The sequence below is a fragment of the Caulobacter radicis genome (assembly GCF_003094615.1).
GTDB classification, from domain to species: Bacteria; Pseudomonadota; Alphaproteobacteria; order Caulobacterales; family Caulobacteraceae; genus Caulobacter; species Caulobacter radicis.
Window position 1 is genome coordinate 592360 of record NZ_QDKO01000009.1, and the last position, 14010, is coordinate 606369.

Annotated in this window: 11 protein-coding genes; 6 read left to right on the forward strand and 5 right to left on the reverse strand. The window is 68.5% G+C overall.

The features are described from left to right. Window positions 1–9 precede the first annotated feature (9 nt). Window positions 10–615 carry a peptidylprolyl isomerase gene (locus DDF62_RS05020; protein ID WP_116488071.1) on the forward strand — a complete coding sequence of 202 codons (606 nt, stop codon included), beginning with the start codon at window positions 10–12 and terminating at the stop codon, window positions 613–615. On the opposite strand, the gene DDF62_RS26455 is transcribed toward DDF62_RS05020, so the two are convergent. Genes DDF62_RS26455 through DDF62_RS05035 form a run of 3 tightly spaced genes read right to left on the reverse strand, consistent with a single transcriptional unit; the run spans window position 612 to window position 2270 of the window. After that, window positions 612–974 carry a potassium channel family protein gene (locus DDF62_RS26455; RefSeq protein WP_116488072.1) on the reverse strand — a complete coding sequence of 121 codons (363 nt, stop codon included), beginning with the start codon at window positions 972–974 and terminating at the stop codon, window positions 612–614. The genes DDF62_RS05020 and DDF62_RS26455 overlap by 4 nt on opposite strands. Window positions 975–999: 25 nt before the next feature. After that, window positions 1000–1554, reverse strand: a complete 555-nt coding sequence (locus tag DDF62_RS05030; RefSeq protein ID WP_116488073.1) for a hypothetical protein — start codon at window positions 1552–1554, stop codon at window positions 1000–1002. Further along, the gene (locus DDF62_RS05035) at window positions 1554–2270 is read right to left on the reverse strand and encodes a 2OG-Fe(II) oxygenase family protein (RefSeq protein ID WP_341871559.1); all 717 of its coding nucleotides are present in this window, start codon (window positions 2268–2270) and stop codon (window positions 1554–1556) included. Before DDF62_RS05035 ends, DDF62_RS05030 begins: the two co-directional genes overlap by 1 nt. 638 nt (window positions 2271–2908) lie before the next feature. Here DDF62_RS05035 and DDF62_RS05040 point away from each other — a divergent pair. Continuing rightward, entirely contained in the window at window positions 2909–5848 is a 2940-nt protein-coding gene (locus DDF62_RS05040) for a TonB-dependent receptor domain-containing protein (protein WP_116488075.1), read from the forward strand. A gap of 91 nt (window positions 5849–5939) precedes the next feature. Here the strand turns inward: DDF62_RS05040 and DDF62_RS05045 are convergent, their stop codons facing one another. Beyond that, window positions 5940–7304 carry a pectate lyase gene (locus tag DDF62_RS05045; protein WP_116488076.1) on the reverse strand — a complete coding sequence of 455 codons (1365 nt, stop codon included), beginning with the start codon at window positions 7302–7304 and terminating at the stop codon, window positions 5940–5942. Window positions 7305–7621: 317 nt separating this feature from the next. Between DDF62_RS05045 and DDF62_RS05050 the strand changes: the two genes are divergently transcribed. Continuing rightward, window positions 7622–8725: a methyl-accepting chemotaxis protein gene (locus DDF62_RS05050; RefSeq protein ID WP_116488077.1), complete on the forward strand. Its 1104-nt coding sequence runs from the start codon at window positions 7622–7624 to the stop codon at window positions 8723–8725. A gap of 123 nt (window positions 8726–8848) precedes the next feature. On the opposite strand, the gene aptA is transcribed toward DDF62_RS05050, so the two are convergent. Continuing rightward, the gene (gene aptA, locus DDF62_RS05055; protein WP_116488078.1) at window positions 8849–10159 is read right to left on the reverse strand and encodes an omega-aminotransferase AptA; all 1311 of its coding nucleotides are present in this window, start codon (window positions 10157–10159) and stop codon (window positions 8849–8851) included. An 85-nt stretch (window positions 10160–10244) separates the two neighbouring features. Between aptA and DDF62_RS05060 the strand changes: the two genes are divergently transcribed. Genes DDF62_RS05060 through DDF62_RS05070 form a run of 3 tightly spaced genes read left to right on the forward strand, consistent with a single transcriptional unit; the run spans window position 10245 to window position 13918 of the window. Then, entirely contained in the window at window positions 10245–10970 is a 726-nt protein-coding gene (locus tag DDF62_RS05060) for a GntR family transcriptional regulator (protein WP_116488079.1), read from the forward strand. Window positions 10971–10978: 8 nt separating this feature from the next. Further along, window positions 10979–12469 carry an aldehyde dehydrogenase gene (locus DDF62_RS05065; protein WP_116488080.1) on the forward strand — a complete coding sequence of 497 codons (1491 nt, stop codon included), beginning with the start codon at window positions 10979–10981 and terminating at the stop codon, window positions 12467–12469. A 3-nt stretch (window positions 12470–12472) separates the two neighbouring features. Then, window positions 12473–13918 carry an NAD-dependent succinate-semialdehyde dehydrogenase gene (locus tag DDF62_RS05070; protein ID WP_116488081.1) on the forward strand — a complete coding sequence of 482 codons (1446 nt, stop codon included), beginning with the start codon at window positions 12473–12475 and terminating at the stop codon, window positions 13916–13918. Window positions 13919–14010: the final 92 nt, after the last annotated feature.

Below are 14010 nucleotides of genomic sequence, written 5' to 3' on the forward strand. Positions count from 1 at the left end.
GCCCCGCCCATGACCGACATCGCCCGCCGCACCCTGATCGGCGCCGCCGGCCTGGTGGTCGCCACGCCCGGCCTCGCCTTGGCCGCCGGCAAGCCGAAGGTGGCCATCCAGACCAGCGCCGGCCTGATCGTCGTCGAGCTGGAGGACAGGAAAGCGCCGGTCACCTCGGCCAATTTCCTGCGCTATGTCGACGCCAAGAAGTACGACGGCGGGACCTTCTATCGCGCCTCGCGCACCAAGGGCGTGAAGGGCGCGGGCTCGATCCAGGGCGCGCCGCCGCCACGCGCGCGCCGCTTCGCGCCGATCGCCCACGAGAGCACGGTCAAGACGGGCATCCGCCACAAGCCGGGCGTGATCTCGATGGCCCGCAACGCGCCGGGCACCGCCACGTGCGACTTCTTCATCTGCGCCAGCGCCATGCCCTATCTCGACGCCCATCCGGGCGCCAAGGGCGACAACCAAGGCTTCGCAGCCTTTGGCGCGGTGGTCGAGGGCCTGCCGATCGTGAAGAAGATCCTGGCCATGCCCACCGGCGGGCCCGCCTATACCGAGGCGATGAAGGACGAGATGCTGAAGGCGCCGGTCCAGATCCTGAGCATGAAGCGCGTCGGCTAGTCGCGCTTGGACAGTTCGGCGAGGCGGGCCTCCAGCCGCGCCAGCGTCGTCTTGATCTCTTCCTGTTCGGCGTGGCTGAACTCGTTGGCGTCCTTGATGCAGCGCGAGCAGATGGTGCCGATCAGCAGCGGCAGGATCAGCAGCAGGGTGACGTGCATCAGCACGACGGCGACGACGCGCCCGCCGGGCGTCGCCGGATAGAAGTCGCCGTAGCCGACGGTGGTGGCCGTGACGCAGGCCCACCAGACGGCGTCGAGATAGGATTTGCCCTCGAAGAACGCATAGGCGCCGGCGGCGGCCAGCAGGATGACGACATAGACGATCAGCAGTTCGCGGACCGTGTCGAGGTACTTCATCATCGGCGAGGATCCCGGTTGCAGCGGCCTAGGGTCCGACCACCCGTCGGGCGCGGATGGCCGTCTGGCCGTCGATGTTCATGAGGTAGCTGCCGGCCGCGGCCTTGCGGATCTCGACCTTCGAGCCGGCCTTGGGCGGCGAGGACAGGTCGCGATCGTCGGCCTGGCGCCAGGTCGCGCCGTCGGCCAGGGTCAGGATCCAGCGGCCATCCGCGCCGCGAACGGCCTTGGTCACCTCGCCGGCGATGCGATCGACCTCCTCGGGCTTGTCGCCGCGATCGAAGACCGACAGGGCCGAGAGGTCGAGGCCGAAGGCCTGGCGGCGTGCGGCCTGGGCCTGCTGGCGATCGACGATGATCACGTCGCCTTTCTTCTCGGCGGTGGTGATCGAGTCGACGGCCGCGTCGTAGCAGGCCAGGCGCTTGTCGCTTTCGGCGATCCCCCGGCAGTCGAGCAGGGCCTTCAGGGCGGGGGCGACGTCGCGGACGACGGGCGCGGCGGCCTGGGCGGCGCCGACGGCCAGGGCGGCGGCGAGGCCGGTGGCCGCCAGGGCGCGGCGCGAGGGAAGGCGGAAGGTCGTCATCACGGCGCTCCAGGTTCGTCGATCAGCCAGCCGGTGACCGACAGGCGCTTGGCGGCGGCGTAGGCGGCGACCGGCGCCACCGAGTGGGGACGGGGCACGCGGAACAGGGTCAGCACGTTGAAGCCGGGCATGAAACCCCGTTCGATCTGGCCGTCGGCGTCGTGGAACAGCAGTTGCCCGCCCCAGTCGGGACGCCAGCCCTGCGTGAAGCCCAGCGTGAAGGCGGCCAGGCGCGTGTCGCGGCCATGCTTGTCGTCATGCAGCGTCAGGAAGTCGCCGGGGCGATAGTTCGAGGCCTGGGCCCGGACGCCCGCCACGTGGGGCGTCCCGATCACCTTCGCCCCGAAATCGAGGAAGGCTCGGCTCTGCACCAGTTCGGTGAGGGCGTGGATGGGCGGGGAGGGGTCTCGCGCGTACTCGTCCTGCATCGGATAGGACAGGTGGATGAACGAGAACCCCCGCGAGGCGCGTTTCAGCGCGCCTTGCAGGAACTGGCGCACCGCCGCGTCGCCGAACTTGCGGATGGCTTCGTTGGTGATGACCAGCGTCTCGTTCTTCTCGTCGGGCGCGACGATGGCCCAGGACGAGATCCCCTCCAGCAGATCGCCGGCGGCGGTTGCGTCGATGGGCTCGAGGAAGACCGGAATCTGGACGACGCCCTCGCGGGCGAAGGTGTCGGCGAAGGTCGCGGGATCGAGATCGGCGCGGATACGCAAGGTCGGTTTTGCGGCCGTCATCGGGCGACGTGGTTCACGGCGAATCTCCCCCGTCGCGGCGGAGGCGGCGACGGGTTCTAGCTAACAGATCGATGTTCGACGGTTCAATCGCCCCTGGCTGGGGGCAGGGTGTCGGCGCCGAAAAACCAGGCGCCGGGTCGCGGCGCATGGCGCGCGGCGTATCGGATGCTGTCCATTCGTCGCCAAATCGCAATGTTCTGCGACTGGTCGGCTTGAGTTTAAATCTGGCGAACCGTAGTTTTCGTATACCGTCGACTACGCAAAGTTTGACCATTCAGCGGCTAGTTAAGCTGCAACAAACACCCATCGATGCTTGAAACGCCTTGAGCCTGGGCGTTTTCGATTATCGATAAGAAATGTTTCACTTCCAGCAACAATTCAACGACCTTTTCGACCAGAATGGGCGATAAGGTGGCTATATATGGCGCATTTGGGGCAGAGTGCGTCCCTTTTGTTACAGTGTGAACCAAATGTAATCTGCCTGCCTCAGGCAAGATTGACCCCGGTTCGTCAAACGCCGTTCATGCGGACAGACCCGCTTCGAGCCCGATGCGGGGGGGCAAAATGCGCCGCACGGGGGAACACGAGCGGCGCCGCTATAAGTTTTTGGAGGTCTGATGTTGCACGCCTTGTCCACGCGTAAGCGTTTGCTTGCGTCCACCCTGCTTTGCGGCGTGATCGCGCCCGTCATGGTGGCCTCGCCGGCTTTCGCGCAGGAAGATCCTGCCGCGGTCGAGGAAATCGTCGTCACCGGTTCGCGCATCGCGCGTCCTGACCTGACCTCCAGCAGCCCCGTCGCCTCGGTCGGCGAGAAGGAACTGCAGCAGTCGGGCGTGGTGAACACCGAAAACCTGATCAACACCCTGCCGCAGGCCGTTCCGGGCATCACCTCGACGGTCAACAACGGCAGCAACGGCACGGCCACGGTCAGCCTGCGCGGCCTGGGCTCCAACCGCACGCTGGTGCTGGTGGACGGCAAGCGCCAGACGCCGACCACCCAGGCCGGTTCGGTCGACATCAACCTGATCCCGCCGGCCCTGATCAAGCGCATCGAAGTGCTGTCGGGCGGCGGTTCGGCCGTGTACGGCTCGGACGCCATCGCCGGCGTCGTCAACTTCATCCTGAAGGACGACTTCGAGGGCATGGAAGTGTCGGCCGGCTACCAGGCCACCGACAAGGGCGAAGCCCCGATCTATTCGGGCTCGATGACCTTCGGCGCCAACTTCGGCGGCGACAAGAAGGGCAACGTCGTCCTCAGCCTGGGCTACAACAAGCGTGAAGCCCTGACCCAGGGCGAGCGCGGCGGCATGCTCAGCACCGCCTGGGGCGACAACGCCACCCGCACGGGCCTGGTCCCCAGCGGCTCGGGCTCGAACGAGCCGGGCCAGGTCGGCGCCTTCGTCTCGGGTCGCTTCGTGACCCTGCCGGGCGTGGCCAACAACACCGCCAACACCGCGCTGTTCCTCAGCAACGGCAACGTGCGCCTCTACAACGCGGCGACCGACACCTACAACTTCGCGCCGGTCAACTACGTCCAGACCCCGCAGGAGCGCTACTCGGTCACCTCGCTGGCCAGCTATGAGCTCAAGCCGGGCCTGACCGCCTACGCCAAGGGCAACTTCGTCAGCAGCAAGGTCGTCACCCAGCTGGCGCCGACGCCGATCGGCAACCGCACCTTCCGCTTCACGCTGGACAACAACCCGTTCCTGACGGCCGCCGCCAAGACCGCGCTGAACAGCCTGGGCTCGAGCACCGCCTACACGATCCCGTCGAGCGCCTCGTGGACCGCCGGCACCTTCACCGACGTCGACAGCGACGGCGACGGCATCTACGACACCGTCACCGGCGTCTTCAACCGCCGCCTGTCGGAAGTCGGCCCGCGCGTCTCGCGCTTCGACTTCAGCGGCTTCCAGGTCCAGCTGGGCCTGAAGGGCGAGATCGAAGCCATCAATGGCGGCTTCGACAGCTACTTCCAGTACGGCAACACCCACGGCAGCAACTCGCTGCTGGGCGACACCAGCCTGGCCCGCATCCAGCAGGCCCTGCTGCTGAACGCCGCCGGCACCGGCTGTCTTGATCCGTCGGGCGGCTGCGTGCCGATCAACCTGTTCGGCCAAGGCAACATCTCGGCCGGCGCCGCGAACTTCATCAAGACGCGGATCAACTCGTCGCAGGACTACGAGCAGCTGTACGCCGGCCTGGTGTTCAACGGCGACACCAGCAACGCCTTCTCGCTGCCCGCCGGCCCGATCGGCTTCGCCGTCGGCGCCGAGTACCGCGCCGAAGACTTCGCCTTCAACCCCAGCCAGGACCTGGCCACCGGCAACCTGACCGGCTTCAACGCCAGCCCGCCGGTCTCGGGCCGCTTCGACGTCTACGAAGCCTACGCCGAACTGGCCGTGCCGATCCTGAAGGACCTGCCGTTCGTCAAGTCGCTGGACCTGGAACTGGCCGGCCGTATCTCGGACTACACCACCCAGCCGGACCCGGTTAAGACCTACAAGGTCGCCGGCACCTGGAAGCCCATCGACGACGTGATGGTTCGCGTGTCGTACAACAGCGCCATCCGCGCTCCGTCGATCGGCGAACTGTACGCTCCGCAGAGCAACGGCTTCCCGACCTCGACCGACCCCTGCTCGGCCCGCGCCAACCCGAACGCCCAGGTCCGCCAGGCCTGTATCAATTCGGGCGTCGCGGCTGCTCAGGTCGGCGTTCTCAACGCCAACCAGCAGACCCAGACCCTGTCGGGCGGCAACCCGAACCTGAAGCCGGAAAAGGGCGAAACGACCACGGTCGGCGTCGTCTACACCCCGTCCTTCGTGTCGGGCCTGTCGTTCACCCTCGACTACTTCAAGATCGAACTGAAGGACGCCATCGACACCTTCGGCGGCGGCACGGCCAACCTGATGGCGGTCTGCTACGGCCCGATCGTCAACGGCAACCCGAACTCGCCCTACTGCCAGGCCATCAACCGCCTGGGCAACGGCTCGATCGACTACGTCTCGTCGATCAACCAGAACGTCGCGGCGCGTAACCTCGAAGGCTTCGACTTCGGCGTCACCTACCGCACGCAGCTGGAAGACATCGGTCTGCCGGACTGGGGTTCGCTGGCGGTCCGCTCGCTGTACACCAACACCTGGGAATACACGATCATCCCGGACGAGATCTCGCAGCCGATCAAGTGCGCCGACAAGTTCGGCACGCGTTGCTCGGGCGCCGGCGTCAACCCGATCCCGCGCCACAAGCTCAGCACCTCGGCCAACTGGCGCTTCAAGCAGTTCGGCGTGAACCTGGTCTGGAACTATCTGGACGACGTGATCGACGACGCTCCGGCGACCCGTTACACGGTCGAGGAAATCGGCGCGAAGAACTACTTCGACCTGTCGGCCGACTGGGACGTCAACGACAACCTGGCCTTCACCGGCGGCGTCAAGAACCTGACCCAGGAAGCCTATCCGATCCTGGGCGGCAACGCCTCGCCGTCGAACAGCGGCTATCCGGCCGTCTACGACGTGCTGGGCCGCGTGTTCTTCCTGAACGCGCGCCTGCGCTACTGATCAGGACGGCGCGCTCCGAAAGGGGCGCGCCGGACCTTGGTCCCTACGAAAGCCGGCGGCCTCGCGGTCGCCGGCTTTCCGCGTTTCGGGCTCAGCCGCGCCGACGGGCGGCGTCGGCGAGATAGAGCTCGAGGTTGGTGTGGCCCGAGCCGTCCTTGGCCGGGGCCGCCCCGTCGGCGGGGGCCTTCGGGTCGAGGCCGTGGGCCTTCTCCCAGGCGTCGGGCATGCCGTCGCCGTCGCTGTCCCGGGCGGGCTTGCCGGCGGGCAGGGCGGGCCAGCCGCCGACGTCCTTCTGGCTGTTGATCACCGTGCCGGTGCGGTCGCGCACGCCGGCGACGATGCGCGCGTCGACGCTGTCGCGGAACACCGAGGCGCCGGCGTCGGCCAGCACGCGCTCATAGGCCAGCGGCGCCGGATCGGACTTGACCGGGGCGACATCGACCGGGGCGGGCAGGCGATAGCCGGCCGGCTCGGCAATGGTGAAGGCGACCAGGCTCCAGGGATCGGCCGGCACGTTGGTCAGCATGCTGTTGCCGGCGAAATAGGCGCGGGCCAGGCTGTTGCTTTCCTGGAAGGCCACCGCCTTGGTGCTCTGCGGGCCCATGATGTAGGCGTTGTCGACGAAGTTGTAGGCGACGACCGCGGCCTTGTCGGCGTCATAGCCGGCATGGCCCTTGCCCCAGTTGTAGAAGACGTTGGAGCGGAAATCGAACAGGGCCCCGACCGGGTCCTTGTCGGCGCCGTCGTAATTGCCGGGGCGGGGCATGCGGGCCATGTGGTTGGCCCACAGATTGTGGTGGAAGCTGATCTTCGAGCCCCTGCCGCCGCGGATCAGGCTGCCATAGCCGTGGTCGCCCTTGGCGTGCAGCGAACGGGCCATGGACTCGGCGATGATCGACCACTGGACCGTCAGGTCGAAGAAGCCCTGGCCTTCCTCGCCGTAGCGGGCCGAGGCCGACAGGGTCTCGTCCACCGACCAGCTGGCCGAGACGTGGTCGAGGATGATCCGCCGGCCGTTGTTGATCCAGATCGCGTCGCTCTCGGTCTTGCTCTCGTCGCCCAGGCGCGAGCGGATGAAGCGGATGACCACGTCGTCGGCCGAGACGACGAGGGTATGGTCGCGCAGGGTGATCCCGCCGCCGGGCGCGGTCTGGCCGGCGATGGTGATGCGCGGCTCGCTGATCTTCAGGTCCGACTTCAGCTGGATGGTGCCGGCGACCTCGAAGACCACGGTGCGCGGGCCCTTGGCCTCGACGGCGGCGCGCAGCGAGCCGGGCCCGGCGTCGTTCAGGTTGGTCACCTTGATCACCGCGCCGCCACGGCCGCCCTGCGAGAACCGGCCGGCGCCCTCGGCGCCGGGGAAAGCCAGGGTCTGGGCGGCCGCCTGTCCGGCGAGGCCGAGCAGGGCGAGAGCGGCGGCGCCGGCCAGCAGGCGGCGCGAGCGAGGGCGGATCATGACGCGGTTCTCCCCGAGGCCGGCGAGCGTCGTGCGCGCATCGTCCGGATGGCGCGACCCTGCCCTTGGGATCGGAGAATGTCCACCGGTGTCATTTCGCGGCCGGCCGCGGCGCTTCGTGACGGTAACCCTACACCACCGAGGGATTTGCCGCGCTTGTGATCAATTCCTGCTCGATATCCGGGCGAAATCGACTGCTGCATTGCGGCGAGACGCCGACAGGCGAAGTTTTCTTCCGAAAACGGGCGGCCGAACCTGACGCTGGTGTCAACCTTACCGGATTGCCGTCGATTCGCGTCCCGGGGGGGAAGCACGCCATGTCCGCCGAAGAAGCCAGCCTCCGACCGGAGCGCATCCTCGACCTGTCCGAACGCCTCAGCGTGGTGGCGGGGCAGAAGATCGGCGAGATCTCGACCGTCAACCGCGCCGCCAAGATGCTGGCGATCAACGCCCTGATCGTCGCCGCTCGCGCGGGCGAGGCCGGCAAGGGCTTCGCCATCGTGGCCGAGGAGTTCAAGAAGATCTCGACCCAGATCGACGAGGTGGCCGGGGCCCTGGAAAGCCAGGTGCGCGCCGACCTCGACGAGCTGACGGCGATCGGCGGGGCGATCCTGTCGCACCTGCGCGGCCAGCGCCTGGCCGACCTGGCCCTGAACGCCATCGAGATCATCGACCGCAACCTCTATGAGCGCACCTGCGACGTGCGCTGGTGGGCCACCGACAGCGCTGTTGTCGACTGCGCGATGGCCCCGTCGCGCGAGGCGTCCGACTACGCCAGCCAGCGGCTCAAGGTCATTCTCGACGCCTATACCGTCTATCTGGACCTGTGGATCTGCGACGCGGCCGGGCGGGTGATCGCCAGCGGCCGGCCCGACAAGTATCGCGGCGTGCAGGGCGCGTCGGTCGCCAACGCCAGCTGGTTCCAGGAAGCCCTGCGCACCAAGAGCGGCGACGATTTCGCCGTGGCCGACATCGCCCGCCAGCGGCTGCTGGACGAGGCGCCGGTGGCCACCTACGCCACGGCCATCCGCGAGGGCGGCCAGGCCAGGGGCAAGGTGATCGGCGTGCTGGGCGTTCATTTCGACTGGCGACCCCAGGCCCAGGCCATCGTCGACGGCGTGCGCATGACCGACGAGGAAAAGGCCCGCTCGCGCGTGCTGCTGCTGGACCAGAACCACCGGATCCTGGCGGCCTCGGACGGGCAGGGCGTGCTGACCGACAGCTTCAAGCTCGACACCTCGCATGGGACCATGGGCAGCTATGCGCAGGGCGACCGCACGATCGGCTACGCCCTGACCCCGGGCTACGAGACCTACAAGGGCCTGGGCTGGTACGGCTGCCTGGTGCAGCGCCAGGCGGTGGATACGCCGCTGCCGGTGGCCGAGCGGGTAGTGGACAATGTGCTGCGGCTGAAGGCTTGAACAAGATGCTCCCCCTGAAGGGGGAGCTGTCGCGAAGCGACTGAGGGGGAAGTTGTAGCGGCGTGTCAGCAGTCGCTTCCCCCTCCGGGCCTCCGGGCCACCTCCCCCTTAGCGGGGGACCCTCTATTCCACCCCCGCCAGCACCTTTCTGATCGTCTCGACGATCTGGTCGATCTGGCCTTCCGACACGATCAGCGGCGGCGACAGGGCGATGATGTCGCCGGTGACGCGGATCAGCAGGCCCTGGTCGAAGGCGGCTTCGAAGGCTTCCATCGCCCGGGCGGTCGGGGCGCCGGCGCGGGGAGAGAGCTCGACGCCGGCGATCAGGCCAAAGTCGCGGATGTCGACGACGTGGCGGGCGTCGGCCAGCGAATGGACGGCGGCGCGCCAGTAGGGCTCCAGCGCCAGGGACCGTTCGAACAGGCCCTCGCCCTGGTAGATCTCCAGCGTCGCCAGGCCGGCCGCGCAGGCCAGCGGGTGGCCCGAATAGGTGTAGCCGTGGAAGAGCTCGATTGGCGCGTCGGCGCCGTCGAGCATGGTGTCGTAGATCGCCGTGCTGGCGGCCACCGCGCCGGCCGGCACGGCGGCGTTGGTCAGGCCCTTGGCCATGCAGATCATGTCGGGCGTCACGCCGAAGCGGTCGGCCGCGAACGGGGCGCCGACCCGGCCGAAACCAGTGATCACCTCGTCGAAGATCAAGAGGATGTCGTGGCGGTCGCAGATCGCCCGCAGCTTCTGCAGATAGCCCTCGGGCGGCACCAGCACGCCGGTCGAGCAGGCCACGGGCTCGACGATGACGGCGGCGATGTTGGAGGCGTCGTGCAGAGCGACGATGCGTTCCAAGTCGTCGGCCAGGTGGGCGCCGTGCCGGGGCAGGCCCTGGCTGAACAGGTTTTCAGCCAGGCCGTGGGTGTGGGGCAGATGGTCGACGCCGGCGAGCAGGGAGCCGAAATACATCCTGTTCTTGGGAATGCCGCCGACCGAGATGCCGCCGAAGCCGACGCCGTGATAGCCGCGTTCGCGGCCGATCAGCCGGGTCTTGGTCCCCTTGCCGCGGGCGCGGTGATAGGCCAGCGCGATCTTAAGGGCGGTGTCGACCGCCTCCGAGCCTGAGTTGGTGAAGAAGATCCGGTCGAGGCCCTTCGGCGTCACCTGGGCCAGGCGCGAGGCGAAGGCGAAGGCCAGTGGATGGCCGAGGTTGAAGCTGGGCGCATAGTCCATCTCGCCAGCCTGCTTGCGGATGGCCTCGGTAATCGCCTCGCGGCCGTGGCCGGCGTTGACGCACCACAGGCCCGAGGTGGCGTCGAGGATCTGGCGTCCCTCGGGCGTCGTGTAGTGCATGCCCTTGGCGCCGCCCAGCAGGCGCGGATTGGCCTTGAACCGCCGGTTGGGCGTGAACGGCATCCAGTAGGCGTCGAGGTCGTTGGCGGCCATGGCGTCTCTCTTCGCTAGGCTTGCATTGTGATCGCAATTATCGACTAGCTGGCAACCCCTGAATGCATCGAGGAGAGGAGGGGAGATGGCAGAGCAGAAACCGCGCCGCTCCCTGGCCGATTCCAGGGCGGTGCATGACCAGGTCTACGACTCCATTCGCCAGGCCCTGATCACCGGCAAGATCGCGCCGGGCGTGGGCGTTTCCCTGCGCAGCCTGGCGGCCGAGCTGGGGGTTTCGCCGATGCCTGTGCGCGACGCGGTGCGCCGTCTCGTGGCCGAGCGGGCCCTGGCGATCAACCCCGCCAACAAGCGCCTGTCCGTGCCCTCGCTGAGCGCCGAACGCCTGGAGCAGCTGGAGCTGGCGCGCCAGTGGATCGAGCCGGAGCTGGCCGCCCGCGCCGCGCCCCGGGCCGACGAGGCCTTGGTGCGCAAGCTGAAGGCCATCGACCAGGACCTGGAAGAGGCCCTGCGGGTGGGCGACGTCGACCGCTACATGGTGGCCAACCACGCCTTCCATTTCGCCATCTACGAGCGGGCCGGGGCCGAGGTGCTGCTGGCCATGGCCGGCGGGCTGTGGCTGCAGATCGGGCCGTTCATGCGGGTGGTGTTCGGGCGCGTGGGTACCGGCAGCCTGCCGGCCGACCGCCACGCCGAGGCCATGGACGCCCTGAAGACCCGCGACGCCGAGGGCGCCCGCCGGGCCATCGCCGCTGACCTGTCCGAAGGCATGGACAAGATGCGCGCGGCGGTCGAGGCCGGCGCCGGCTTGACAGTCGCTCCGGCGGGGCAAACTGTGATCACAGTTTTATGAGGCAGGACGTGAGCGTTCCCGCATCCATCTCCGAACAGCTTAGCCGCCTGGTCCTTCCCGGCCGGGCGGTGATCGACGGCGCGCTGGTCGGCGCGGCCTCGGGCGGAACCTTCGACAATGTCGGGCCGCGCGACGGGGCGGTGCTGAACGCCGTGGCCGCCTGCGACGTCGCCGACGTCGAGCGGGCCGTGGCCGCCGCCCGCGCCGCCTTCGAGGACGGCCGCTGGCGCGACCTGCATCCGCGCCAGAAGAAGAAGGTGCTGTTCCGGCTGGCCGAACTGATGGAGCGCGACGCCGAGGACTTGGCCCTGCTGGAGAGCCTGGACGTCGGCAAGCCGATCCGCGATGCGCGGGCCGTCGACGTGCCGCTGGCGATCAACACCACCCGCTGGTACGCCGAGGCGCTGGACAAGGTCTATGGCGAGGTCGGCGCCTCGCCGGCTGATCGCCTGAGCTTCGCCACCCACGAGCCGCTGGGCGTGATCGGGGCCATCGTGCCGTGGAACTTCCCGCTGCACATGGCGATGTGGAAGGTCGCTCCGGCCCTGGCCATGGGCAATTCGGTCGTCCTCAAGCCCGCCGAGCAGTCGCCGCTGACGGCGCTGAAGCTGGGCGAGCTGGCCCTCGAGGCCGGGCTCCCGGCAGGGGTGCTGAATGTCGTACCGGGCTTCGGGGCGATCGCCGGCCAGGCCCTGGCGCGGTCGATGGACGTCGACATGATCGCCTTCACCGGTTCGGGCCCCACCGGCCGGCGGCTGATGGAGTACGCGGCCCAGAGCAATCTCAAGCGCGTGTCGCTGGAGCTGGGCGGCAAGTCGCCCCAGATCGTCTTCGCCGACTGCCCGGACCTGGACGCGGCCGCGCAAGCGGCGGCCTGGGGCGTGTTCTATAACCAGGGCGAGGTCTGCACGGCCGCCTCGCGCCTGTTGGTCGAGGCCTCGATCAAGGACGCGTTCCTGGAGAAGGTGGTCGCGGTCGCGCGCACCATCCAGGTCGGCGATCCGCTGGACCCCGATACCGGCTTCGGGGCCATGGTCAGCGAGCGGCAGATGCAGACCGCGCTGTCCTATATCGACAAGGCCCGGGAAGAGGGCGGCGCGCCGGTGCTGGGCGGGGCCCAGGTGCGCATCGAGACCGGCGGCTTCTATGTGGAGCCGACCATCTTCGACGGCGTGAAGCCGAGCCACAAGCTGGCCAGGGAGGAGGTGTTCGGGCCGGTGCTGGGCGTCATGACCTTCACCGGCGAGGACGAGGCCTTCGCCCTGGCCAACGACACGGTCTACGGCCTGGCCGCCGGCCTGTGGACCAGCGACATCAATCGGGGCCTGAAGGGGGCGCGGAAGCTGAAGGCGGGCCTGGTCTGGGTCAACGGCTGGGACGCCTGCGACATCACCATGCCGTTCGGAGGCTTCAAGCAGTCGGGCTTCGGCCGTGACCGCAGCCTTCATGCGTTGCACAAGTACGCCGACCTGAAGTCGGTGTCCGTAACGCTGAGGTAGCCCATGACCGCCCTGAACCTTGTCGAAACCGAAGCCTTCATCGACGGCCTGTGGATCGAGGGCGAGGCGACCTTCGACGTGACCAATCCGGCGGACGGCGCGCTGATCGCCAAGGTGGCCGACCTGGGGGCGGGCGAGACGCGGATCGCCATCGAGGCGGCGCACCGGGCGTTCCCGGCCTGGGCGGCCAGGACGGCCAAGGAGCGGGGCGCGATCCTGCGCCGGTGGAGCGACCTGATGCTCGCCCACGCCGACGATCTGGCCCGGCTGATGACGGCCGAGCAGGGCAAGCCGCTGGCCGAGTCGAAGGGCGAGGTCGCCTACGGCGCCAGCTTCATCGACTGGTTCGCCGAGGAGGCCAAGCGCGGCTACGGCCACACCATCCCGACGCCCGACCCGAAGAAGCGGCTGGCCTCGATCAAGCAGCCGATCGGGGTGTGCGCGGCGATCGCGCCGTGGAACTTCCCGATCGCCATGATCACCCGCAAGGTCGGCCCGGCCCTGGCGGCCGGCTGCACTGTGGTGGTCAAGCCGGCCGCCGAGACGCCGCTGTGCGCGCTGGCCATCGCCCGCCTGGCGGTGGAGGCCGGCGTGCCGGCGGGCGTGCTCAACGTCGTCACCGGCACGGACGCCAGCGCCATCGGCAAGGCCCTGTGCGAGGACGGCCGGGTGCGCAAGCTGTCGTTCACCGGCTCGACCCCGGTGGGCAAGGTGCTCTACGGCCAGTGCGCCGGCACGATGAAGAAGCTCTCCCTCGAACTGGGCGGCAACGCGCCCTTCATCGTCTTCGACGACGCCGACCTGGAGGCCGCCGTCGACGGCGCGATCGCCAGCAAGTACCGCAATACCGGCCAGACCTGCGTTTGCGCCAACCGCCTGATCGTGCAGGCCGGCATCCACGACGCCTTCGCCAAGCGCCTTTCCGAAAAGGTGGCGGCGATGAAGGTGGGCGCAGGCACGGGCGAGGGCGTGGTGATCGGCCCGCTGATCAACGACAAGGCCATCGTCAAGGTCGAGGCCCTGGTCAAGGAGGCCGTCGCGGCCGGCGCGCGGGTCGAGGTCGGCGGCGAGCGCCACGAACTGGGCGGCCTCTTCTACCAGCCCACGGTCCTGACCGGCGCCACGGCGGACATGCGGCTGTTCAACGAGGAGATCTTCGGACCCGTCGCGCCGATCGTGAAGTTCGAGACCGAGGACGAGGCGATCGCCCTGGCCAACGCCACGCCCTTCGGCCTGGCGGCCTATTTCTACAGCCGCGACGTGGGCCGCTGCTGGCGGGTGGCCGAGGCCATCGAGGCCGGCATGGTCGGGATCAACGAAGGCCTGATTTCGACCGAGGTCGCGCCCTTCGGCGGGGTCAAGGAGTCGGGCCTGGGCCGCGAGGGATCGTCCGAGGGCCTCGATGAGTATTTCGAGACCAAGTACCTGTGCTTTGGCGGGGTGGGATGAGCAACGTTCTTCCGCATCCCTCAAATAGCCCGTCATTCCCGCCCTTGTGGCGGGAACCCCTCTGTCCGCCGCAAGGTCAGTCGAGGCGGACC

What these genes read in the sequence shown, in the direction of transcription:
- DDF62_RS05020 (WP_116488071.1), top strand. Translation starts at nt 10, where the DNA reads ATGACCGACATCGCCCGCCGCACCCTGATCGGCGCCGCCGGCCTGGTG.
- DDF62_RS26455 (WP_116488072.1), bottom strand. Translation starts at nt 974, where the DNA reads ATGATGAAGTACCTCGACACGGTCCGCGAACTGCTGATCGTCTATGTC.
- DDF62_RS05030 (WP_116488073.1), bottom strand. Translation starts at nt 1,554, where the DNA reads ATGACGACCTTCCGCCTTCCCTCGCGCCGCGCCCTGGCGGCCACCGGC.
- DDF62_RS05040 (WP_116488075.1), top strand. Translation starts at nt 2,909, where the DNA reads ATGTTGCACGCCTTGTCCACGCGTAAGCGTTTGCTTGCGTCCACCCTG.
- DDF62_RS05045 (WP_116488076.1), bottom strand. Translation starts at nt 7,304, where the DNA reads ATGATCCGCCCTCGCTCGCGCCGCCTGCTGGCCGGCGCCGCCGCTCTC.
- DDF62_RS05050 (WP_116488077.1), top strand. Translation starts at nt 7,622, where the DNA reads ATGTCCGCCGAAGAAGCCAGCCTCCGACCGGAGCGCATCCTCGACCTG.
- aptA (WP_116488078.1), bottom strand. Translation starts at nt 10,159, where the DNA reads ATGGCCGCCAACGACCTCGACGCCTACTGGATGCCGTTCACGCCCAAC.
- DDF62_RS05060 (WP_116488079.1), top strand. Translation starts at nt 10,245, where the DNA reads ATGGCAGAGCAGAAACCGCGCCGCTCCCTGGCCGATTCCAGGGCGGTG.
- DDF62_RS05070 (WP_116488081.1), top strand. Translation starts at nt 12,473, where the DNA reads ATGACCGCCCTGAACCTTGTCGAAACCGAAGCCTTCATCGACGGCCTG.